The organism is Desulfocastanea catecholica, assembly GCF_054657295.1.
The window spans coordinates 1-20,707 of the sequence record NZ_BAAHYZ010000017.1 but is presented as its reverse complement, the minus strand read 5'-3'; the positions used below and the strand labels follow the sequence as shown (position 1 = coordinate 20,707).

The window sequence follows — 20,707 nt, the reverse complement described above, 5'->3', positions numbered from 1 at the left end:
GTAAGCAACGGCTCGGTGTTTGGCACTGCACAGAGAACTATAACGGTATGAGAAAGAATATCACCGTAGCATCAAATCTAGTTTTTTAACAATACCCTGTCAATAAATGTTCGTCGACAGCTTATTTTAATACAAATTATCAACAAAGAGGAGACAGTATTTCGTGCAGATACCGTTGCCGTATATGGCCAAGAAAATAGTCCGCATTGGTTGGTTCGCCGGTGGCCAGGCGCATGATATCCTGGGAATCCATGGTCGAGCCTTTACTCCAGATGGCCTGGCCCAGCCAGTTCCGGATAAAATGGACATCCCCTTCGGCCAGTCTCTCCTGCCAGTCCGGATAATCGCGACCAATGGCGGCAAAGAGCTGCGCCGCATTCAGGGCGCCGATGGTGTAGGACGGAAAATAGCCGAAGGAACCATCGGTCCAGTGCATGTCCTGCAGGCAGCCGTCACGGTCATTGCCGGCGGTGGACAGGCCGAAGTATTCCTGCATCTTTTCATCCCAGAGCATGGGAATGTCGGCCACCCGCAGGGTGTTATTGATCAGGCTGCTTTCAATTTCATAGCGGAGAATGATGTGCAGCGGATAGGTAACCTCGTCTGCTTCGACCCGGATGTAGCTTGGCTGGACCCTTGTTGCCGCGGCCCAGAGCTGGGCACCGTCGAATGGTGCGGCGGCGGGCAGCAGGTTCTTTATCCTGCTGTTGAAAAAAGAGATAAAGGGCCGGGACAAAAACAGCTGTTTTTCAAAGAGCAGACTCTGGCTCTCATGGAGGCACATATTGCGCGCGCTGCCTGCGGGCAGTCCATCCCATGTAATCGGCAGCCCGCTCTCGTAAGCGGCATGGCCGGTTTCATGGGCGGTGGCCAGCAGCGCATCGAGAAAATCAGTCTGCCGAAACCTGGTGGTGATACGCTGATCGCCGCGACACCCGGTACTGAAAGGATGGGAGCTGACGTCGAGGCGTCCCTCGTTGAAGTTAAAGCCGAGACATTGCATCAGTTCCAGGTTCAGCAGGCGCTGCTGATCGAGGGGATACTCCCCGCGAAGATCCGGGACCACCTCGCCCTTTTGTTTGTCAACCACCTCTTGGATCAGTCCGGGCAGGACATTTTTCAGGGTGACAAAAACATCGCAGATAAAGCTGCTGCTGTCCCCGGTGCAGTAGAGGTCAAGCATCGCGTCATAGGCGGTCGGAAAACGACCGGGGCTGACGTCGCGTCGAATCTGTGCTTCCTCCCTGGCCAGTTCGACCACCTCGGTGAAGTTGGCCATAAAACCCGGCCAGTCGTTGTTTTGGCGCTGGCTGCGCCAGCCGTGTTCGCATTTGGAACCGGCCAGGGACTGGGCTTTGACCAGCGTAAGCGGCAGGCAGACCGCCCGCTGGTATTCCCGCTCCATCTCCTGCACACTGCGCAGCTGGTCGCCTGCGGTGACCCGGGCAGTCGCCTCGTGCAGCAGATCCGCGGTTTTGGCGGAGATGAGCAGCTCGTGGTGCATGGCGGTCAGTTCCGCAATGGCCCGTGCCCGCGGTTCACTGCCGCCCGGCGGCATCATCACCATATGGTCCCACTGGAGAAAGGTCAGGGCGTGATCGAGCCGGGCGAGCTGGCGAAACTGTTCTTCGAGCAAAAGGTAGGCGTTGGGCATAGCTATCCTCATCGGTTCCGGGGGGAGTTGTGCAAAGCAGGCGTCGGAAAGATTGTTAACACCTGGCCGATTTTATTCAATTGCGCTTTTTTTGGCTGCGTTTGCTCGAGCTTGCTTGCCTGCGGCCAGATCGCCGAAATGAACCGGGAGCAGTTTTTTGTTGCCGGCGATCAGGCCAAGCAGGATATCCAGCACGAGCAGAGCCGCCCTGTTCATCCTCTGGTGATGGAGCATTATGCCGCACAGCCCTGAGGCGATCGCTTGCTCCAGTTCGTGCAGAAGATTTTCCAGGGCCAGCTCGGGGATGGTCTCTTTCCGGGTATGCAGATCGACATTCACCTGATAATCCGGCAGCGCGGCAGGTGTCTCCGGCCGGGCCCCTGTGCTTCGTGAGACAGCGGAGAAATGAAGATCAACAAGGGCCTGCAGGGTGTCGCTGCCGCACCTGTTCCACGGCGGGGTAAAAACCGGGTGAAAGTCCGTGCCCAGCAACTCTGTCAGCCTTTCCTTTCCCTGAAGAAGACTGGTGTATAGAGCATTTTTTGTCCGCGCCGGGCCGAATTCCTGTTTTTTACCGCTTGTTTCAAAATTGCGATGCACCCGTCCGTGCTGGTGCCAGCACCACTGGGCACTGCCTGTCCCGGTGAGCCGGCGCATCTCTTTCAGTCGTGCGGCGGTCAACCAGGCGGGAACGGTCGCCAGACAGAGCGGCAACCGGTGTTTTTGAAAACAGGCAATAAGCTGCGCAAAACTGCGCGAAGGGATGCCGATGTCGTCGGCGCGGAAAAATACCAGCGGACGCTGCGTTGCCCGCCGACAGCCCCTGTCAAGATGGTCGCCGATTTTAGCACCAATATCCGCATGGTTGATCAGGTACAGGGAGGATGCAGGCTTAGTCATGGTGCAATTGTTCCCTCTGCCATCTTTCCAGTTGTTCGAGTGTCTCTGTTGCCCCGTTCAGCTTGATATCGGCGGCCATTCTGGGTTGTTCGAGCTGCTCGGCGATTTTTTTGGCGAGAAGCTGCGGCGTCAGATCGGTCTCGTCGATGATAATGATTGGCGCCTTCCTGCCGAGCCGTGCCGCGCGCAGCCGCTGTTCGCTGTTCTGCTGGAACGGGTAGACCAGGGCCGGAATTCCGGCCTGCACCAGATTCATGCAGGTGTTGTAGCCAGCCATGGAAATCGACAGATCCGCTGCCTCCAGCCAGGCAGGGAAACGGTCGGTAAAGCGATCGATGGTCATATGCTCCCCCATACTGTTCTGTAGAGTTATGTAGGTCGCCTCGTCACAGTACGGTCCGCAGAAAAGCTGTAGGTGGGCGGGTATGGAATCCTGCAGGATGGTAACCGCCCGGATGGCCGCATCAAGAAGTTCGTTGCCGACACTGCCGCCGCCGATACTGCCGACTATCAGTTTGTCTCCAGGTGCGAGGCCCAGTTTTTCTCTGATCTCCTTGCCGCCGTTTGCCGCATCGTTTTTGTCAACAGTGACAAAACCGGTATAGTGCAGTGGGACGCGGATGTCGCCCAGGCGGCTGAAGGTCGTTTCAAGGGTAATAATCTCCGGGTCGGCATGCACCAGAATGCCGTCAAAATAGTCGTTGATTGTCTGCACCGCGCGCTGTTCAAACTTTTCCCGCCCGGTTTTCTTTTCTACCAGAATATCCCGCACGCTGCAGTAACAGGAGCACGGTGCCAGCGAACCGTCGCGGATGGCCTCAAGCAGGGGGTCAAGTTCAAACCTGAAGGCCTTACGGCCAAAAGGGTAGAGCTCGGTGATGAAAACGTCCGGCCTGACGTCTGGTCTTTTTGCTTGAAAATGGTCAAAAAGCTGCTTTTGCCTCGCCGTTTTGACTTCGGCAAGGGAGAGACCAGGTTGACAGGGCACCATATTGTTAAACTCCCTGTCCATCTGTAATCCCGGCAGCCGCAGTACCTCGATACCAGGCTCGGTTAGCTCCACCGGCGGGCCGCCAAGGATGAGGGTGGTCGGATGGCGGCGGGCAATGGCCCGGCAGATCGCCACGCTGCGATGGAAGTGACCGATGCCGAGGACATGCTGACAATAATACGAGACGTTCATGGCTCGGCTGTTCGGGAAATGTTCAGCTCCAGCAGAGAAAACTGTTGCCCCGAGCAGCCGATGAGATGCAGGCGGTTATGCTGCAGCTGCGGATCCTCGTCGGGAAGAAATTCTCGGTCGAGGAGGAAATAGAGCACGGATTTGACCACCCCCTGATGACAGACAACGAGGATATTCTGCCCGGGCCATGTCGCCGCGCTCTCCAGAAGAGTCGCCAGCACCCGATCCTTGACGGCCAGCCGGCTTTCGCCTCCCGGCGCGGAAAAATGCCAGCCCCTTGCCACCCGGCGGGCCAGCTCTTCCTTGAGATTTTCCTGGATAAAGGGCAGGGTCAGCCCCTCCCAGTCACCCCAGTGCTGCTCGCGCAATCGTGCATCAAAGGACACCGGCAGGCCAAGCTCCCGGTTGAGGATGTCGACCGTCGCCCGTACCCGGCCGAGGTCGCTGGCGATAATCCGGTCCCAGTGGTAACGTTGTAAGGTCTGCACCCAGCCACTGGTCTCCTGCCTGCCCCGGCTGGTTAACGGCGAGTCTGCCGAACCCTGTATCTTCTTCAGCGTGTTCCATTCCGTCTGGCCATGGCGTAACAGACCGAAGGTGGTGGTCGGGACAATATCTTTGGCTGCCTGTTCCATGCTGCGGACCTTGTGTTGTCGAAAGTTATCGGAAAAGTCCGTTATGCCGGCGAAAAATTTCCGCCAGTTTTTCAATCCATCGGCGGTTATCAAAGGAATCCTTGACCAGCTGCTGCCCGCCGGCGATCAATTGCCGGCGAAGCTGCTCATCGGTCAGTATGCGCAGCATGGCCCTTTCAAGCTGGTCCGGCTCGGATGGCGGCACCGTCATACCGGTCTTGCCATCGATCAGAATCTCCGGGATCGCCGAGACATTGGAGGACAGGGCGGGGACCCCCATGGCCAGACTCTCCACCAGGACATTGGGGATACCGTCCCGGTCGCCGTTCGCGGCTATTTCGCAGCCAAGGACAAAAAGGTCGCTGGCCCTGAAATGAAGCAGCACCTCCTCATGGGTCCGGGTGCCGATCCAGCGGCAATGTTCTTTGAGACCGAGCTCGGCGATCAGGGCGAGGATCTTCTCCCGGTCGTCTCCGTCACCGATGAGGGTATGCTCAAAGCGGATGCCTTTTTGATGCAGACCGGCCAGGGCCTGATAAATGGTCGCTAGGCCTTTTTTGGCGGTCATTCGTGCGACGGTGAGGATTTTAAACGGGTTGTGTGTTGCCGACGATACCTCGGATTGCCGGAAGAGAGCAGTGTCTATGCCGTGATAAATACAATATATCGGCGTGGAGATCGGCGCGGGACCGTCATTGGCCAGCGCATCGAGGTATTCTTTATTATGGTGGGTGCAGGTGACGACAAACTGCGCCCGGGCTATCTTCCTGCGCAGTTTTTCTTTGTCCGAGGTGTAGATGTCTTTGGCATGGGCGGTGAAGCTGAAGGGGATGCCGGAAAGCAGCGAGGCGAACATGGTCACCGAGGTCGGGGAGTGGGCAAAGTGGCCATGCAGCTGGACAATGGAGGGATCGTTTTCAAGATGATTATTGGTCAGGTAGCCCGCCTGCAGAAGATGTTTCAGGGTGGCAAGTTCCTGGCCCTTGCTGATCCCCTGTGCGGCAAAGCCAAGCGTTTTTTTGAACTGTTTCGGTTTTTTGGCGGCGAGAAAAATATTTGGCCGCAGCAACCGGAAAAAGTCGACAAGCAGTTCCGTGGGCAGATAATCCACCCGCGCCTTGATCTCTTTTACCGAGGCGTGACTGAAGTCTTCGCGCGGCCGGCGCATGGAGAAAAGACGCATGGTGAAGCCCAGTCTTTCCAGCAGGAGAATTTCGTTGGAGATAAAGGTCTCGGAGATCCGTGGATAGCCTTTGAGGATGTAGGCCAGGGTCGGTGTCGGCGGTTGTTGGGTCATGAGGTAACAGGCCCGGGCATAAGGGCGTAAAATTTATGGAGGCTGATTACCGCGCAATGGACTGCAGCACAAGTTCGGCGGCGAAATCCTTTTCCTTGAAATACGTCAGCCGGGCGAGCATCGTATCGAGTCCGGACAGAGCAAAGGAATTAATCCTCTCTTCATAGTGATGTCCGTTGCGCAGCAGGGCAAAAATTTTCTCCCGCAGCAGGTCGGGGGTGACTTCCGTCCAGGGAATGAAATCGAGCAAACCCTGCTCTTTCAGTCGTGTCGCCCGGATCAATTGCTCTCTTCGCGGCGTTTCTCGGGGAATGATCAAGGCCGGGGTGTGCTGGGTGAGTATCTCGCAGATAGTGTTGTATCCCCCCATGCAGACGACCAGGTCGGCGGCCGACATCAGCTCCTCCATCCTCGGATGAAAGGGAAGGGTTTTTATGTTATATTGTTTTGCCCTTTTGGCGAAAGCCTCCCGGATGTTTTTCGGCATGAACGGTCCGGTAATAATGATCGATTTAAACGGCAGCGAGGTGGAGAAATGATCGTACATGGCCAGATAGTGTTCGATCACTTCCAGCCCGTCACCCCCTCCGCCGGTGGTCACCAGAATAAACCTGTCGTCGTCGGTGACCCGGTATCTCTTTCTGACGGCGGTCCTGGTCCTCGGGGATATTCTCTTGCGCGGGATATACCCGGTGTATTGAATTCTGTTGTGGATCTTTTCCGGGATGGCATACATCTCCACCGGATCATAGATGTCGCGATTGCCATACACCCAGATCTCATCATATAACTGGTCCAGGTAGGTATAGACATTCTTTTCGCGCCAGTCGTTCTGGATGACCGCCGCGTCGTCAAGAATATCGCGTAGGCCCAGAACCGTCATGGTTGATGGGGACTCACTTTTCAGCCATTCGAGGGTCGGCAGCACTTCCCGTTTCAGCCCCAGCGGTTCTTTATCCACAATAAAAAGGTTCGGCTGGAATGACCTGGCGGTAGCCAGGATGATGTTCGTTCTAATAGAGAGCGCCTTTTCCGGATGAATGCGAATGGAAAATGACTGGTAATCATCATTACTCTTTTTGATCATGCCGGGGATGCGCACAAAGTCGACGTGCTGCGGGAATTGAAAACGCCCGGCGATAGGTGAACCGGTCAGGATGAGCACATTGGTGTTGGCGTCGCGCAGATGATTGGCTATGGCCATTGTTCTGCGGATATGTCCCAGCCCATAGGTGTCATGTGAGTACATGAGGATGTTGTAGGCAGGCGGATCGTTTTCTGTGTGCATGGCCGGGACGGTTTTCTCCGCGTTATTGCTCCGTCAATGGAGTTCGGTGCTGTGATATGACTCTCTTATTCCAACCGGGGGAACTTGTCAAAAAAAAAATCCTCATAGAAATGTGTTTCTACGAGGATAAGAAGAATACCGATCGACCAGCGAACGGTCTTGCGTTCCGTTTGCCGAGGTTAGAAGCTCAGTGTCAGTTGATTAGATATCATGATAATATTTTCCACATCGGAATAACTGTTGCGGTTGGTAAACAGCGTACCGGTATCCATATAGCCAAAGTGCAGCTCGTAGGAAATATTGTTGAGCAATTTGTAGACAACCCCCAGGTTGGCTTCCCAGCTTGACCCGTTGACGCCGCCCATCAGATCAGGCGACCAGAGGTTGCGCGTTACACCAAAGGTGCCTTGTATGGAAATGTGGTCAGTCGCGTCAATCTCACCGGAAAGGGCGATGCCGCTCAGGCCGGATGTCTCGGATTGTCCACTGAGAGACACCGATTTCTGGTGCTCACTGTTGAGGATGTCCACCGTGCCGCCGGTTATGAGCAGTGGTTTGAAATTTCCTGCTGCCCGCCCATCACCAGTATTCTGAAAACTCTGAAAGGCCCCCAGATTATACGAGGTTACTTTGTAGGCCCGGTGCGTGCTGAGGTCTTGAGCAGAGAGCAGACTGGCCCAGCACAGGAGCTGCAGGATAATAAGTATCGGGAGGACTGTTTGCTTTGTCATAAGTGTCTGCGGAATACGCATTTTCATGCATCGGTGTGAAGTATGATAGGTATAAAATCATAGAGTTATTTTCTATCTTTTAAGGGAAAAAGTCAAGGGAAATTACTGGGCATTGCCTGGATACTTGTCTTGCTTGTCCGGACATTTTGCGATATAGATAGTTGTCCATGAAAGCCGTAAGGGAAGGTCCTTTAAATCTATGTACTAATCAATGTACTGCATGGTACGGTTACGAGCACTGAATGTTTCAATGATTGGGAGAAGTCATGCGAGTCAAATTACTAGCGGTCACTCTGTTTTGTCTCACCCTCGGTTGTGTTAGCCTAGTGTCGGGCCAGGAAAAAAAAGAGCAGTCTCAAGAGGATAAACAGTATCAGGTGGTCTTTTCGATATTTGATAAGAGCTCCGCCGGAAAATACGCCTACCTGCGCGACAGTGTTCAGGCGATGCTGGCCGGCCGTCTGGCGGCAAACGACAGCGTCAATGTGCTGGAAAAGACCTTCAGCCAGGCGGAATTGACCTCCCTGAAGCAAGAGGGGACGCAGAGCCCCCTGTCAATCGGTGGCGAGAAAGCGGACTATCTGCTGACCGGGGAGCTTTTTGCCCTTACCAGCGGCCTGGAAATTCAAGTCGATCTCTATCCGCTTGTTCCGGACAAGGAAATATTGCATTTCTCGGTACATGGCAAAACGACGGATACTCTGATCGCCGATGTCGAGCAGCTTGCCGGGGATATCGCCCAGACGGCCTTCGGCGTCAAGCCTTTTCCGGCCGGACAGGCAACGAAAGACGGCATAGCCGGCGGCAGTTCGGGCTTTGTCACGGCCCATCCCGAGGCGGCCTATAAAAAAAGTGTCCATACCGGGACCATCATCGGTGTTGCCGGCAGTGGGGTGACGACCGCGGGCAGAGGAGCCCGGATGAACGTGAACGTCCCGGTTGATATGCGCGTTATGGCGGTAGGCGATGTCACCGGCGATGGGGAAAAGGAAATACTCCTATTGGCCGGTTCCAGTCTGCGCCTGTTCGGTATCAGGGAAAACAGTCTTGTCCAGGTAGCCGAAACCTCCCTGTCGAGAGACCTGGTCAGCCATGCCCTTAACCTGGCCGATCTTGACGGCAACGGCCAAGAAGAAATATATATCAGTGCCACCGATGGCCTGTATGTCTCTTCGATGATCATGAAATATCAACCCGGCGCCGGTTTCCAGGTAGTCGCCGAAAATATCCGCTGGTATCTGCGGCCAGTTCTTGTTCCCGGCAAAGGGTGGCAGCTGGCCGGACAGCAGAGGGGCATAGCAAGAATTGATCTGGTTCGTCCGGGCGTCTCTCTTGTCAGCCTGGATGCGGGTAATAAGGTTATCGAAAAGGAGCGCCTTGCCCTGCCGTCTTCGGTCAATCTCTTTGATTTTACCTATGTCGATCTTGACGGCGATGGCTTGTACGAAATCGTTGCCGTCGATCAGAAGGAAAAACTTCGCGTCTATAGCCCGGGCAATGAATTGATGTGGGTCAGCAAGGACAATTTCGCCGGCAGTAAAATCTATCTTGGTCCGCCAAGGGGAGGAATCGGCGATGAGAAGCAGCAGCGGAATTTCACTTCGAACGAGGACGCTGAACGTGAACTGATTTTTGTACCGGGACGGATCATCGTTACTGACATCGATCTGGACGGCCAGGAGGAGATAGTCGTCAGCGAGGGGAGCAAGGCCGGGTTGAGCCTGTTCAACCGACTGCGCTTCTATGACAGCGGCACGGTGGTCAGCCTGGCCTGGACCGGCGCAGCACTTAGTGAATCGTGGCGGACGGGCAATTTCAAGGGCTATGTCGCCGGCTATGGTTTCACCATGCTGGAAACAAAAGAAAATACTGCTGGTGCAAGGACCCGAGGCCGGTTGTTTGTCGGCCATCTGCCGAAAAGCGGCTCGCTGTTAGAATTGTTACCTGGCGGTGCTGAAACGGAACTGACCGTCTATGATCTTGAATTCTCTCATGAAAAAACTGAATAGTAGCCCTCGCCTTAAAACAAGTATAAAAAATTATACCACGAGGTTAAAAAATCTTGACATGGCTCGGCCGCAGGTATATTATGGCATCAAGATTGAGATAACTTTGCCGGTGCGCTCCTTAAGCAAGAGCGTTGCAGCTGATAGTCAGTTTGCTAACCGGGCAAAGAAAAAATGATCCTTGTCAAGAGGGTTAAACCAGTTTTCAGGAGAGAGAAAATGAAAAAGATAATAGCCTCAGCAGTAGGTCTTGCCCTTGTTGGTGGTGTTGCGGTAACCACCGCCTCTGCAGTGGAAAGTCAGTTTGGTGGTTACTGGCGTACCCGTTTCACCTTTGATGACAATTTGAGAGGAAATACGCCTGCTGGTGTGAATGAGGATGGTACGACATTCGGGGTTAACAATGACACCGGTAGCAACTACATTACCGATACCCGTACCCGTCTGTACTACACCGCAAAATTCAGCGATAATTTCAAGTTCGTCAACAAGTTTGAATTCGACGCCGTATGGGGTGGGCCATCAAGCGGTTATGGTGACGTCGGCGCGGACGGTAAGGATTTTGAAATCAAGAACTCCTATCTCGATTACACCACGGGCATGATGAATGCCAAGGTTGGTGTCCAGGGCGCGATAATCTCCCGTGGTTTTATCTTTGATGAGGATTTTTCCGGTATCGTTCTGACTCCCGATTTTGGTACAGTCAAGATGCCTATTTTGTGGGCCAGTGAAATTGATGAAGAAGCACAAGGCGGAGCTCCAGGTGGAGATGTACATATGTTCTCTGTCATGCCACAGATCAAGCTCAGTGATACCATGCAACTCACCCCGCATGTCACTTACTTGACGGGAACCAGCGAAATAGATACCGATTTATACTGGGTTGGTTTCGACATCGATATGAAATTTGATACCGTTTCCGCCTGGGGTACTGCAATTTATAACGGTGGTGAAGCAGGAGACGCTGATATAGAAGCCTTCCTCGTAGCTGCAGGTGCTGACGCCGGTGTTGTTCACGGTCAGGCTTTTTACGCTAGCGGTGACGAGGATCCAGATGAAGAGGATTATGATGCATTTTTCTCTGCACCTGGTTCATCTTACTACTGGTCTGAAATCATGGGTCTCGGTGTATTTGATAACGGTACTCCTGTAGGCGTTCCCGTATCACCTGGTAGTGCTCCTGGTGGCGGAGGCGATGTCACCAACATCTGGGCTGTCAACCTCGGTGTGACCGTCCAGCCGATGGACAAACTCACCGGCAAATTCGACGTCTGGTATGCACAGCTTGCCGAAGAGAATGTTAATGGCGATGACGAGCTTGGCCTCGAATTTGACGCCATGCTCACCTACAAACTGGAAGACAACCTGAATGTTGATTTCATCTTTGCCTACCTGGTAGCTGATGACGCTATGGGCGACGAAGATGTCATGGAAGGCGGTGTTCGCGTATCTCTTGCTTTCTAAGCTGAGACCTACCAAGGTTTAGTAACGGAGAGTGATAAAAGCCCGGTGGAGATTTCTCCACCGGGCTTTTTTGTGTTTATTTTTCTGTGAGCCGAGCATTGACCAGGCAAGACGAGCATAATCCCGACCGCCGCATGGTTCTGGCCCTGGTCATGACCGGGGTCTTCCTGTCGACCATGGACAGCGGCATGATCAACGTCGCCCTGCCGACGATCATGCGTTCCTTTGATCTGAGCCTGGAGTATGCCGCCTTCGTCGTCACCTTTTATCTGCTGACCATTACCGTCACCCTGGTGTTCTGGGGCAGGCTGGCCGACCGGCTGGGCCGGGGCAACATCTATCTGTCCGGCATGGCCACCTTCACCCTTGGCGCGCTCGGCTGTTATCTGTCCACCAGTTATGCACTGTTGCTGGTCAGCCGGTTTGTCCAGGCCCTCGGCGCGGCGATGATGATGTCATCCGGGCCGGCGATAGTCAAAACAGTTTTTCCCGCCGATCAGCTCGGCCGCAGTCTTGGCCTGGTCGGTATTGCCACGGCCTGCGGGCTGTTGACCGGCCCCCTGGTCAGCGGCCTGCTGCTCAGTGTCTCGTCCTGGCGGGCAATTTTCCTCGTTACCATGCCGGTGAGTATTGCGGCTGTGCTGCTCGGCAGGTTTTTCCTGCTCGGCCACTTGAATCAGGTGACCAGTGGAGGCGGCGCGGAACAATTTGACTGGCGGGGCAGCTGCTGCTGGGTCATCCTGGTGGTTCTCGGCATAGGTATTTTTCACCGATTTGATCGGTTTTTCAGTCCGGCCAATATCCTGCTTATTGTCGGCTTTGCCGTGCTGGTGTCGCTTTTCCTGCATATCGAGAAAAAAGCGGACAATCCTATTGTACCGCTGACGCTGTTTCGCCAAAGGTACTATTGGACCGCCGTACTGGCGGCGGCCATTTCCTTTGCCGTGTTATTTACCGTGCTGGCGCTGATTCCTTTTTATCTGGAGTATATTTTTTTCTACCCGGTGGAAAGGGTGGGGCGGCTGATGATGGCCGTTCCGGCGACGCTCATCGTTGTCTCGCCCTGTTCCGGGTGGCTGTATGATAAAATCGGTGCACGATATCTGGCCACCGGCGGCTTATGTCTCAGCGGCCTGGCCCTGGTCGGCCTGGCCTGGCTGTCTGCCGAAAGTTCGCCTGTGGAGATTGGGGTGAAACTTGCCCTGCTCGGCGCCGGCCAGGCGATATTTCTGTCACCAAACAGCGCCTCGGTGCTGTCCCGGGTTGGCGAAGATAAACTTGGCATGAGTGCGGGAATTCTGGCTACGGCGAGGAATTTCGGCATGGTTGCCGGGGCCACTCTGGCTGCCGCCGTCTTTTCCTGGTGGTACGGTTTTTTCAGTGGCGGCGCAACGCTGACGACATATAGCCCGGCCGAGAGTGCCTATTTTATTCTCGCCCTGCGCGTCACCTTTGGCATGGCCGCGGGCCTGTCATTTTTCGGCTGCCTGGTTTCTTTCGGCCGCCGGTGAATTTTTCGGCAGAGTGATGGTCGCCTGGGTTCCTCCGCCGGGGGCATCGTGGATGGAAAAAGTTCCGCCGTGTGCCTGGACTGTCTGCTCGACCAGGGCCAGACCGATGCCGTTGCCGTAGGTTTTCGTGGTAAAAAAAGGATCTTTCACCCGCGGCAGGGTATCGGCCGCTATCCCCGTACCGCTATCGGTGATCGATATAGTGATATATTGATCATTTTCCGTTGCCGCGATGCGCAGCAGGCCGCCATCGGGCATCGCTTCCAGGCTGTTTCTGATCAGATGCAGAAAGGCCTGACGGATTTTGTTCTCATCGATCGTTAAAACCGGTCCGAGTCCATCAAGCTCGAGGACATATTCTATCTTCGAATTTTTCATCGTCGTATAGAAGATCATCAGACTCTTGCGAACCAGCGGATAGAGCGGATGGGAGCCAAGGGTCAGCTCGGTATCTTCGACGAAACTGAACAGGTCTTCGAGGATGGTTTCAATTCTCGAAGATTCCTCGGTGATAATCTGTAGAAAGTTTTCGATATAGGGGTCATGGATCTTTTTTAAGAGCAATCGGGAGGTTCCGCCGATCGAGGTCAAAGGATTTCTGATCGAATGCAGGAGCTGCGCGGACATCTGACCGATTGCCGTTGCCCGTTCCGCGGCAACAAGAAGGTCTTTGCTTTTTTCCAGTTCCTGGGTGACCATCTCCAGCTCGGTGATCTTTTTCGCCATTTCCGCATAGAGATGGCTGTGTTCAATGGCCAGGCTGGCCTGGCTGGCAAAAATTTCCAGACCGTTTATATCTGCCGTGGAAATTGACGCGCCGGTGACAAAATTATCGACGATAATGACCCCGAGGGCCTTACTGGGCGAAAAGAGGGGCACGACGACAAACGATGATTCGTTGAGCAGGCGGATGAGATCATTCGGTACCCTGCAGCCTTCCGCCCACCCTTTTTGCACCAGGATCGATTTTTTCATGCGGCTGGCATGCAGCAGAACATGGTCCTCCTCTTCGGTGGCGATGTGCAAGGTCTGGATGATCCGGTTTACCTCGACATCTTTGGTGATGGTATTGTTCTGAATTGTCGAAAGAATATCCTCGAGGTGCAAGCCCTTTTCCTTTATCGAATCCCATACCTGTCCGGCATGTTCCGGCGAGGCCGGGCCGATGGCCAGTTTTCCTTCGAGATAGCGGCAATCTTCACTGAACAGCGCCAGGAAGGCGCGGTTGAATCGCAGCCCGTCATCAGAGGTTATGCCGACGAGGATGGCCTGGAGAATGCCCTGCAGTTCGACGGTATTCAGGTAGGCGGTGTTCATCTTCAGGTTGAGATGATGCAGAAAACGCATCCGGGCATTGGTGATTTCCAGCTCCTGCTGAAAGCGGCGATTGTCGATGGCCAGTCGGCGCTTTTTCAGGGTATTTTTGATGGTGAAGATAAATCCCTCAACGCCGATGGGTTTTGTCAGATAATCATCGGCCCCCTGGCGCAGACATTGAAGAGCCACTTCGATATCGGTGGTGCCGGTGACCATGATGATGCCCAGATCAGGGTGGGTCGGGGCGATATTGAGCAGTATTTCGTTGCCGCTTTGATCGGGAAGACCAATATCGAGGAGGACAAGACCGATTTTTTCCCTCTCCAAAAGACCGTAGAATTCCCTGGCGCTGCCGGCGCAGATAACACTGAATCCCTGGTTACGGAGATAATGTGCAAGGAGGAGGACAATTTCAGGGGAATCATCAACGACCACGACCACCTCGCCGGGATAAAGGAGCTCGGAGGCGGGGAGTGTCGATATTGAGTCTTGTGGTAAGAAAATTTCAACCATGCCGATAAAAATGTGCTAATCGAGGGGAAAGGGGTCGTCGAAAGAGTCATTTACTTGAAAAATATGTAACCTGTATGTGTTGTAGCATAAAAGCCTGTCATTCTGCAAAAGTAATCAATGGTTTCTGCCGATTTTTCCAATTGATGCATGAGAAAAGAACGAAAATCGTATTACAGCCTCGGTCATTCTATTGTATAGTGTGGGCTGTTTGCAGGACGGGCTGTTTGTAATGGTAAGCGTTCACCAGCACCCCATCTGCACACGATCAGACCGCCGTGCATAGGCCAACTATAGCCCGTCAGTCTGCTTGTGCACATCTGGAGCACTGATGAACGCTTACAGATCCCAGGTTCCACGAACATTTTGCCATTCCGGGCGAACGGTTACTTATATAATGGGGTTGGAGTAGTGAATGAAGCAAAGAGCGGTTGTGGTGGATATGGCGGATATGAATGATTTAGCCGATATTTTCGGACAGGGAGGCAGGCTTGCCTCTTGTCTGACAAATTTTGCCGCCAGGCCGGGCCAGAGTGCCATGGCCGATGCGGTTGCCGCCGCTTTACTGGCAGCCCCCGCAGCAGAGGAGGTTGCTGAAAATAAAGCACGTATCCTCGTGGTTGAGGCCGAAACCGGTATCGGTAAGACGCTGGCCTATCTCATCCCGGCGGTATTATCCGGGAAAAGAGTGGTCATCTCCACCGCGACCCTTAATTTGCAGGATCAGATTATTCATAAGGATCTGCCCCTGGTGGAAAAGGTTTTAGCACAGAAGATTGCCGCGCTGTGCATCAAGGGCCGAGAAAACTATCTGTGCCATTATCGCTGGTATCAATACTGTGCTAATCCGCAGCTGTCGCTGGTCGATGATCCCTGGGTTGAGAAAATTGACCGCTGGATGAACAGTACCGTGACCGGAGATCGGGCCGAACTGGACTGGTTGAGCAAGAAATCCGGCCTGTGGTCGAAAATATCCTGCCAGTCGAACCATTGCCTGGGCGGCGATTGTCCGGAGGCTTCCAGCTGTTTTATTAATCAGCTGAGGAAAAAGGCCGGAGCCGCGCAGCTGCTCATTGTCAATCATCATCTGTTCTTTTCCGATCTCGCCCTGCGAAAGTCTGGATTCGGCGAATTAATGCCGCGCTATGAAGCGGTCATCTTTGATGAGGCGCACCATCTTGAAAATGTCGCCTCGGCCTTTTTCGGCAAAAGCTTCAGCCAGTATCAGTTGCTTGATCTGCTCGGCGATATTGAACGACAGGCCCGGACGGATCTGTCGCCGGACATGCTGGACAGCCTGCTGCCGTCCTGCAGCGCAATGAAAATGCACCTCGATGGTTTTGCCCGAATTTTTCCGGTCAAAGCCGGGCGGTTTTTTCTGCAATCCCTGGTCGATGACCTGACGCAGAAGGTATGGCGGGAAGAGGTGGAACGGTTCTCCGCGGCTCTATCCGGGCTGACCGATCAGCTCGGCGGATATGGTCATTGCGGGGAAAGCTGGAATGTTTTGAAGAAAAGGGCAGTGGTGCTCGATGATACCTTGCGTGATATCGCTCTTTTTTTCGACGGCAACCAGCACAGCTTTGTCCATTGGTATGAGAAAAGAGAGCGGGCGGTCATTCTCTCGGCAACCCCGATTGAAGTGGCCGGGGAGCTGCGGGAACATCTCTATGCCACGGTCGGTTCCTGTATATTGACCTCGGCCACTCTCTCCTCCGGCGGGTCATTTGCCTATATAAAAGAACGGTTGGGACTAGATGACAGTGCCGAGTTCCTGCAATTCAGCTCGCCTTTTGACTATCTCCATCGCACCCTTCTCTATATCCCGGAAGCAACTTTTCCCGAACCAACCGACGCCGAATTCCTGCCGCAGGTCGGCGATCGGGTGCTGGACATATTGCGATGCAGTGAAGGTCGGGCCCTGGTCCTTTGCACCAGTTTTAAAGGCATGGATTCTTTAGCTGCTTTTCTCGAAGATGCCTGCAGTTATCCGGTACTGGTGCAGGGAAGGGCGTCGCGCAATGCACTGCTGCGCAGTTTCCGGGAAGAGACCAACTCAGTGTTATTAGCGGTCGCCAGTTTCTGGGAGGGCGTCGATGTCGTCGGCGAGTCGCTGAGCTGCGTCATCATTGAAAAATTGCCCTTTGAGGTGCCGAGCGATCCGGTGGTCCAGGCGCGCATTGCCCGTATCAAGGAGGAAGGGGGCAGGCCATTTTTCGATTTTCAAGTCCCCCGGGCCATCCTGACCCTGCGCCAGGGGGTCGGGCGATTGATGCGTTCGGTCACCGACAGAGGGGTTATTGCCATTATGGATGTACGCTTGTTTAAAAAAGGCTACGGACGTGTTTTTATGAAAAGTCTGCCGCCGTCACCGATTACCCGCACCATGAGTGATATTGAACAATTTTATGCTGAGTCAGTGCATGTCAAAAGCAATTGAGGTAGCCAAGGAAATGTCACGTGTAATCCCTGATGAGTCGATTCTTACCGCTGTAAAGGAAGAGGCTGCAAAGATCGATACCTTTATGCGGGTGGATCTTGCCCGCTTACAACCTGATGTCGACGATCTGCTTCTCGAGGTTCTCGACTACGGACTTTTCAATGGCGGCAAACGTATTCGTCCGCTCCTGGTGGTTCTTGCCGCGCGGCTCTGCGGCAAAAAAGATGATGACGCCTACAGGCTCGGGGCGGCCTTTGAGTATCTGCATGCCGCCACTCTTTTTCATGATGATATTATTGACAACTCGGCAACGCGTCGCGGCAAACAGTCCGTCTATCGAAAATTCGGCACTATTGTGGCGATTCTGGCCGGCGACTTTTTACATGCCCAGGCCATGGCCACCGTCGGTAAATTTTCCGGTCAGGCCGGTCTGGAGATTTTTTGCCAGGCGACAACCGGCATGGTCGATGGCGAGTTTATGCAGCTGAGAAATGCCGCAAGGCATAACCTGTCCGAACTGGATTATTACCATGCAATTATGGGCAAGACCGGGCTGCTCATTGCCGCCGCCTGTGAGGTGGGCGCGGTATACGCCGGCGGTGATGCGCCAAAGGTTAAAGCGCTGCGGGAATACGGTGTGCAGTTAGGTCGTGCCTACCAGATAATCGATGATCTTCTCGATTATCTCGGGGATTCCGGAAAAACCGGCAAGGCGGTGGGCAACGATCTCGCCGAGGGCAAAATGACTCTGCCGTTGATCCTGGCGATGAATACGGCCAAATCGGACGATCGAAAGCGTCTGATGGAAATTTTAGGCGACAGTGAGGCAAGAACCCAATGCCTGAGCGAAGTCTGTACCATTATTTCGAAATACGGCGGCTTTGCCGCAGCCCGGGAAAGGGCTGCGGCGGCGGTAGACAAGGCTGTGGTGGTGCTGGATGTTTTTGCCGAGAAAAGCGTAGGTTTTGAGCGAAATGTACTGGCCGGGCTTGCACGCTATGTGCTTACCCGAGAAAAATAATTTTTATATATTTTTAAATGATTCCCAAAAAGAAAAAAGCACTTCGAAAAAAAGCATCGAAAAAGAAAGGGTTGGCTCTTCGGAGCATTGTTCGCCTGTGCTCCCTGCTGGTTTTACTTCTCGTCCTGGTTTTTTCCGTCTGTACTGCGGGGTATGTTATCTTTTTCCGGACTGTTTTGGCCTAGGAACCTGTCCGCCTGCGCCGCGGGCATTCAGGCTCCTTGCCGAAATTAGTGTTTAAAGGATCTCTGGCCGGTGAACATCATGGCGACCTGAGGTCTGGCCTCGTTACAGGCCTGGATGGTTTCAAAATCGCGCATCGAACCGCCGGCCTGAAGAATTGCCGAGACCCCTTGGGCAATGCCCACATCGGCCCCGTCTCTGAAGGGGAAAAAAGCATCTGAGATCATTACCGAGCCGGGCAGGTCGGCCCGGTCTTTTGTGACCTGGGCGTCTATGGCTTCCTTCAGCGAACCATCTTTTTCACCCTTGCGGATGGCCAGCTCGAGATCGGCATAGCCGATGCCGTGGGCATCAAAGCAGAGAATATCCGCGTATTTCTTGTACGCCTTGTGGACGGCGATCTCCGCGACGCCGACTCTGTCCTGCTCGCCGGTACCAATACCGACGGTGCAGCCGTTTTTTACGTACAGCACGGAATTCGAGGTGACGCCATGTTCGATAGCCCAGCCGAATATCATGTCATCAATTTCAGCCTGGGTCGGCTGTCGGTCGCACTGGAATTCTTTGCCCTGCCATGTGGCGGTTGCCGGACTGAGATTGTCGATACTGCGAATGGAATTGACCGCCGACTGCTGCACGATGATGCCGCCATCGATGAGGCTCTTGAAATCAAGAAAACGAAATTTTTCAAAATCCGCCAGTCGGTTGATATCGGCAATTTTGATGACTCGCAGGTTCTTCAATTTCTGGAGGATATCCAGGCTGCCGTCTTCAAATTCAGGGGCACAGACGACTTCGAGATAGTTATTGACCAGCAGTTTCGCCGTATCGGTGTCGCAGGCCCGGTTGAGGACCACCGCGCCGCCAAAGGCTGCTATGCGGTCACAACGTAAGGCCCGGTTAAAGGAGGCGGCGAGACTGTCGCCGTAGGCGGCGCCACAGGGATTGTTATGCTTGAGAATGACCGCAGCAGGTTTATCCATCAAATATTTGATAATATTTAAACCGTTATCAATATCGGTGAGATTGATTTTGCCGGGGTGTTTGCCGACCTGCAGCATATCCTCGACCTTAATGGCCGAGACCAGACCATTGCCCGGCTCGATAAATTTACACTCCCCAAGGGTGAGGTTGCCGTTGCTCAGTTCATACAGAGCTGCCTGCTGATCGGGATTTTCCCCATATCGGACGCCGCGTTCTTCAACAGTGCCGTTTTCCTGGGTTATTTTCCAGGTTTTCTTCTTATAGATGAGTCGCTGCTCGCCAAAGGAAATGGTCATTTCCATGGGAAAGCTATCGCCGAGAATTGTCGAATACATTTTTTTAAGATCGCTCATGGTGTATCTCCTCAATTTTTTTGACTAAAGGGGGGCAGGATAGCATTAGAGGCAACTGTGCAGTCGACTAAATAGCTGTATGGGCCAATGATGGCGTTGTCACCAAGGCGACAATTTTTCAAGATAGCTCCCTGGCCGACCGTGCAGGAACGGCCAATCCGGCAGCCGTTGGAAATATTGACACCCGGGCCAAGGATGGTATCTCTGTCGACAGAAGATTCAGGGGATACGCTGATCGTTGCCGGATTATTCATCGTTACGCCTTGCAGCATTAGGGACCTGTTCCGGCGCATTTGCAATTCGTTTTGGGCATCGGCAAGCTCTACTCGAGAATTGACGCCAAGAACATCCAGCGGGGTAGCAACCGGAAATTTTTCAACATTCAAACCACTGTCAACCGCCAGTTTGACGATATCCGTCAGATACACCTCCCCTTGACTGTTGTCGGTGCCGACACCTTGCAAAGCTGCAAAAAGCCATTTCTTGTCAACACAGTAAATACCGGCGTTAATTTCTTTGACTTCCAGCTGTTCCGGGGTGGCGTCTTTTTGTTCGACGATACCCTGGACCGTGTCGCTGCTGTCACAGATGATACGCCCATAATTGGTAGGATTGTCCAGAATGGTGGTCATCAAGGTGAGAGCGGCCTTCCGGCGAAGATGCGAGGAATACATTTCCTGCAGGGTAGCCGTTTGGATAAGAGGCGTATCACCACACAGGATCATCACCGTCTCGGCGTTTTCATCGATGGCCTGTTCGGCGACAAGTACCGCGTGACCGGTGCCAAGCTGTTCTTCTTGAACGACGAAGGATACATCAAAAGAAGCGAGCGCCTCGGCAACCGCTTCTTGCTGGTGACCGACAATAACGACGGTTTGAAACGGTTGGAGTGGTAAAACGGCCTTCAGGACATGATGCACCATCGGGGCATAAAAAACTTCGTGCAATACTTTGGCTTTATCCGATTTCATTCGGGTGCCTTTACCGGCGGCGAGAATGATGATTGACAGGGGCGAAGAGGTCATTGGAATTTACTGGAGTTATAATTTTATTGTGTTTGCCGGCTGGCTTGGTTCTAGCTGGAGGTTTCCAGCATCTCTACGAAAGTATATAGCTAAATTGATTCCTCTTGGCAAGGTAGATAAGGCAGGAAACTTTGCGGTGACAGGAGTTTACCCCGCAAGAAGTGGCTGAACTCGATACCCCGAAACGACAAAAGCCCCGAACACG

15 protein-coding genes are annotated in these 20,707 nt (G+C 53.6%); 5 read left to right on the top strand and 10 right to left on the bottom strand.

Going from position 1 to position 20,707, the window contains the following annotated elements:
* Window positions 1–139 precede the first annotated feature (139 nt).
* The 7 genes from ACYQ8U_RS15345 to ACYQ8U_RS15315 all read right to left on the bottom strand — a co-directional run bounded on the left by ACYQ8U_RS15345 (window position 140) and on the right by ACYQ8U_RS15315 (window position 7,688).
* Entirely contained in the window at window positions 140–1,654 is a 1,515-nt protein-coding gene (locus ACYQ8U_RS15345) for a carboxypeptidase M32 (protein ID WP_459946433.1), read from the bottom strand.
* A 72-nt stretch (window positions 1,655–1,726) separates the two neighbouring features.
* Window positions 1,727–2,554 carry a polysaccharide deacetylase family protein gene (locus ACYQ8U_RS15340; RefSeq protein WP_459946432.1) on the bottom strand — a complete coding sequence of 276 codons (828 nt, stop codon included), beginning with the start codon at window positions 2,552–2,554 and terminating at the stop codon, window positions 1,727–1,729.
* Window positions 2,547–3,737, bottom strand: a complete 1,191-nt coding sequence (locus ACYQ8U_RS15335; protein WP_459946431.1) for a glycosyltransferase family protein — start codon at window positions 3,735–3,737, stop codon at window positions 2,547–2,549. The genes ACYQ8U_RS15340 and ACYQ8U_RS15335 overlap by 8 nt, the downstream gene beginning before the upstream one ends.
* A complete protein-coding gene (locus ACYQ8U_RS15330) occupies window positions 3,734–4,372 on the bottom strand; it encodes a histidine phosphatase family protein (RefSeq protein ID WP_459946430.1) in 639 nt (212 codons plus the stop codon). The genes ACYQ8U_RS15335 and ACYQ8U_RS15330 overlap by 4 nt, the downstream gene beginning before the upstream one ends.
* A 25-nt stretch (window positions 4,373–4,397) precedes the next feature.
* Window positions 4,398–5,669 carry a glycosyltransferase family 4 protein gene (locus ACYQ8U_RS15325; protein ID WP_459946429.1) on the bottom strand — a complete coding sequence of 424 codons (1,272 nt, stop codon included), beginning with the start codon at window positions 5,667–5,669 and terminating at the stop codon, window positions 4,398–4,400.
* Between the two features lie 46 nt (window positions 5,670–5,715).
* The gene (locus tag ACYQ8U_RS15320) at window positions 5,716–6,957 is read right to left on the bottom strand and encodes a glycosyltransferase family protein (RefSeq protein WP_459946428.1); all 1,242 of its coding nucleotides are present in this window, start codon (window positions 6,955–6,957) and stop codon (window positions 5,716–5,718) included.
* Window positions 6,958–7,136: 179 nt separating this feature from the next.
* Window positions 7,137–7,688 carry a hypothetical protein gene (locus ACYQ8U_RS15315; protein WP_459946427.1) on the bottom strand — a complete coding sequence of 184 codons (552 nt, stop codon included), beginning with the start codon at window positions 7,686–7,688 and terminating at the stop codon, window positions 7,137–7,139.
* A gap of 266 nt (window positions 7,689–7,954) precedes the next feature.
* On the opposite strand from ACYQ8U_RS15315, the gene ACYQ8U_RS15310 reads away from it, so the two are divergent.
* The 3 genes from ACYQ8U_RS15310 to ACYQ8U_RS15300 all read left to right on the top strand — a co-directional run bounded on the left by ACYQ8U_RS15310 (window position 7,955) and on the right by ACYQ8U_RS15300 (window position 12,669).
* Window positions 7,955–9,697 carry a hypothetical protein gene (locus ACYQ8U_RS15310; protein WP_459946426.1) on the top strand — a complete coding sequence of 581 codons (1,743 nt, stop codon included), beginning with the start codon at window positions 7,955–7,957 and terminating at the stop codon, window positions 9,695–9,697.
* 216 nt (window positions 9,698–9,913) lie between these two features.
* Window positions 9,914–11,158, top strand: coding sequence for an alginate export family protein (locus ACYQ8U_RS15305; protein WP_459946425.1), 1,245 nt, complete (start codon window positions 9,914–9,916; stop codon window positions 11,156–11,158).
* 98 nt (window positions 11,159–11,256) lie between these two features.
* Window positions 11,257–12,669 (top strand): MFS transporter, encoded by a 1,413-nt coding sequence (locus ACYQ8U_RS15300; protein ID WP_459946424.1) that lies wholly within the window; start codon window positions 11,257–11,259, stop codon window positions 12,667–12,669.
* Here ACYQ8U_RS15300 and ACYQ8U_RS15295 read toward each other — a convergent pair.
* Window positions 12,631–14,499 carry an ATP-binding protein gene (locus tag ACYQ8U_RS15295; protein WP_459946423.1) on the bottom strand — a complete coding sequence of 623 codons (1,869 nt, stop codon included), beginning with the start codon at window positions 14,497–14,499 and terminating at the stop codon, window positions 12,631–12,633. The genes ACYQ8U_RS15300 and ACYQ8U_RS15295 overlap by 39 nt on opposite strands.
* Before the next feature lie 412 nt (window positions 14,500–14,911).
* Here ACYQ8U_RS15295 and yoaA point away from each other — a divergent pair, with 412 nt between their 5' ends.
* Together yoaA and ACYQ8U_RS15285 are read left to right on the top strand one after the other, a co-directional pair.
* Window positions 14,912–16,936: a DNA repair helicase YoaA gene (gene yoaA / locus ACYQ8U_RS15290; protein WP_459946422.1), complete on the top strand. Its 2,025-nt coding sequence runs from the start codon at window positions 14,912–14,914 to the stop codon at window positions 16,934–16,936.
* The gene (locus tag ACYQ8U_RS15285; protein WP_459946421.1) at window positions 16,920–17,957 is read left to right on the top strand and encodes a polyprenyl synthetase family protein; all 1,038 of its coding nucleotides are present in this window, start codon (window positions 16,920–16,922) and stop codon (window positions 17,955–17,957) included. Before yoaA ends, ACYQ8U_RS15285 begins: the two co-directional genes overlap by 17 nt.
* A gap of 230 nt (window positions 17,958–18,187) precedes the next feature.
* Here ACYQ8U_RS15285 and ACYQ8U_RS15280 read toward each other — a convergent pair whose 3' ends face one another.
* Entirely contained in the window at window positions 18,188–19,477 is a 1,290-nt protein-coding gene (locus ACYQ8U_RS15280; protein ID WP_459946420.1) for an IMP cyclohydrolase, read from the bottom strand.
* A gap of 11 nt (window positions 19,478–19,488) precedes the next feature.
* Complete coding sequence (locus tag ACYQ8U_RS15275; protein WP_459946419.1) at window positions 19,489–20,502, bottom strand: bifunctional UDP-N-acetylglucosamine diphosphorylase/glucosamine-1-phosphate N-acetyltransferase GlmU; 1,014 nt, start codon at window positions 20,500–20,502, stop codon at window positions 19,489–19,491.
* Window positions 20,503–20,707: the final 205 nt, after the last annotated feature.

Coding starts and splice junctions, on each gene's coding strand:
- ACYQ8U_RS15345 (WP_459946433.1), bottom strand. CDS start 1,654: ATGCCCAACGCCTACCTTTTGCTCGAAGAACAGTTTCGCCAGCTCGCC.
- ACYQ8U_RS15340 (WP_459946432.1), bottom strand. CDS start 2,554: ATGACTAAGCCTGCATCCTCCCTGTACCTGATCAACCATGCGGATATT.
- ACYQ8U_RS15335 (WP_459946431.1), bottom strand. CDS start 3,737: ATGAACGTCTCGTATTATTGTCAGCATGTCCTCGGCATCGGTCACTTC.
- ACYQ8U_RS15330 (WP_459946430.1), bottom strand. CDS start 4,372: ATGGAACAGGCAGCCAAAGATATTGTCCCGACCACCACCTTCGGTCTG.
- ACYQ8U_RS15325 (WP_459946429.1), bottom strand. CDS start 5,669: ATGACCCAACAACCGCCGACACCGACCCTGGCCTACATCCTCAAAGGC.
- ACYQ8U_RS15320 (WP_459946428.1), bottom strand. CDS start 6,957: ATGCACACAGAAAACGATCCGCCTGCCTACAACATCCTCATGTACTCA.
- ACYQ8U_RS15315 (WP_459946427.1), bottom strand. CDS start 7,688: ATGACAAAGCAAACAGTCCTCCCGATACTTATTATCCTGCAGCTCCTG.
- ACYQ8U_RS15310 (WP_459946426.1), top strand. CDS start 7,955: ATGCGAGTCAAATTACTAGCGGTCACTCTGTTTTGTCTCACCCTCGGT.
- ACYQ8U_RS15305 (WP_459946425.1), top strand. CDS start 9,914: ATGAAAAAGATAATAGCCTCAGCAGTAGGTCTTGCCCTTGTTGGTGGT.
- ACYQ8U_RS15295 (WP_459946423.1), bottom strand. CDS start 14,499: ATGGTTGAAATTTTCTTACCACAAGACTCAATATCGACACTCCCCGCC.
- yoaA (WP_459946422.1), top strand. CDS start 14,912: ATGAAGCAAAGAGCGGTTGTGGTGGATATGGCGGATATGAATGATTTA.
- ACYQ8U_RS15285 (WP_459946421.1), top strand. CDS start 16,920: ATGTCAAAAGCAATTGAGGTAGCCAAGGAAATGTCACGTGTAATCCCT.
- ACYQ8U_RS15280 (WP_459946420.1), bottom strand. CDS start 19,477: ATGAGCGATCTTAAAAAAATGTATTCGACAATTCTCGGCGATAGCTTT.
- ACYQ8U_RS15275 (WP_459946419.1), bottom strand. CDS start 20,502: ATGACCTCTTCGCCCCTGTCAATCATCATTCTCGCCGCCGGTAAAGGC.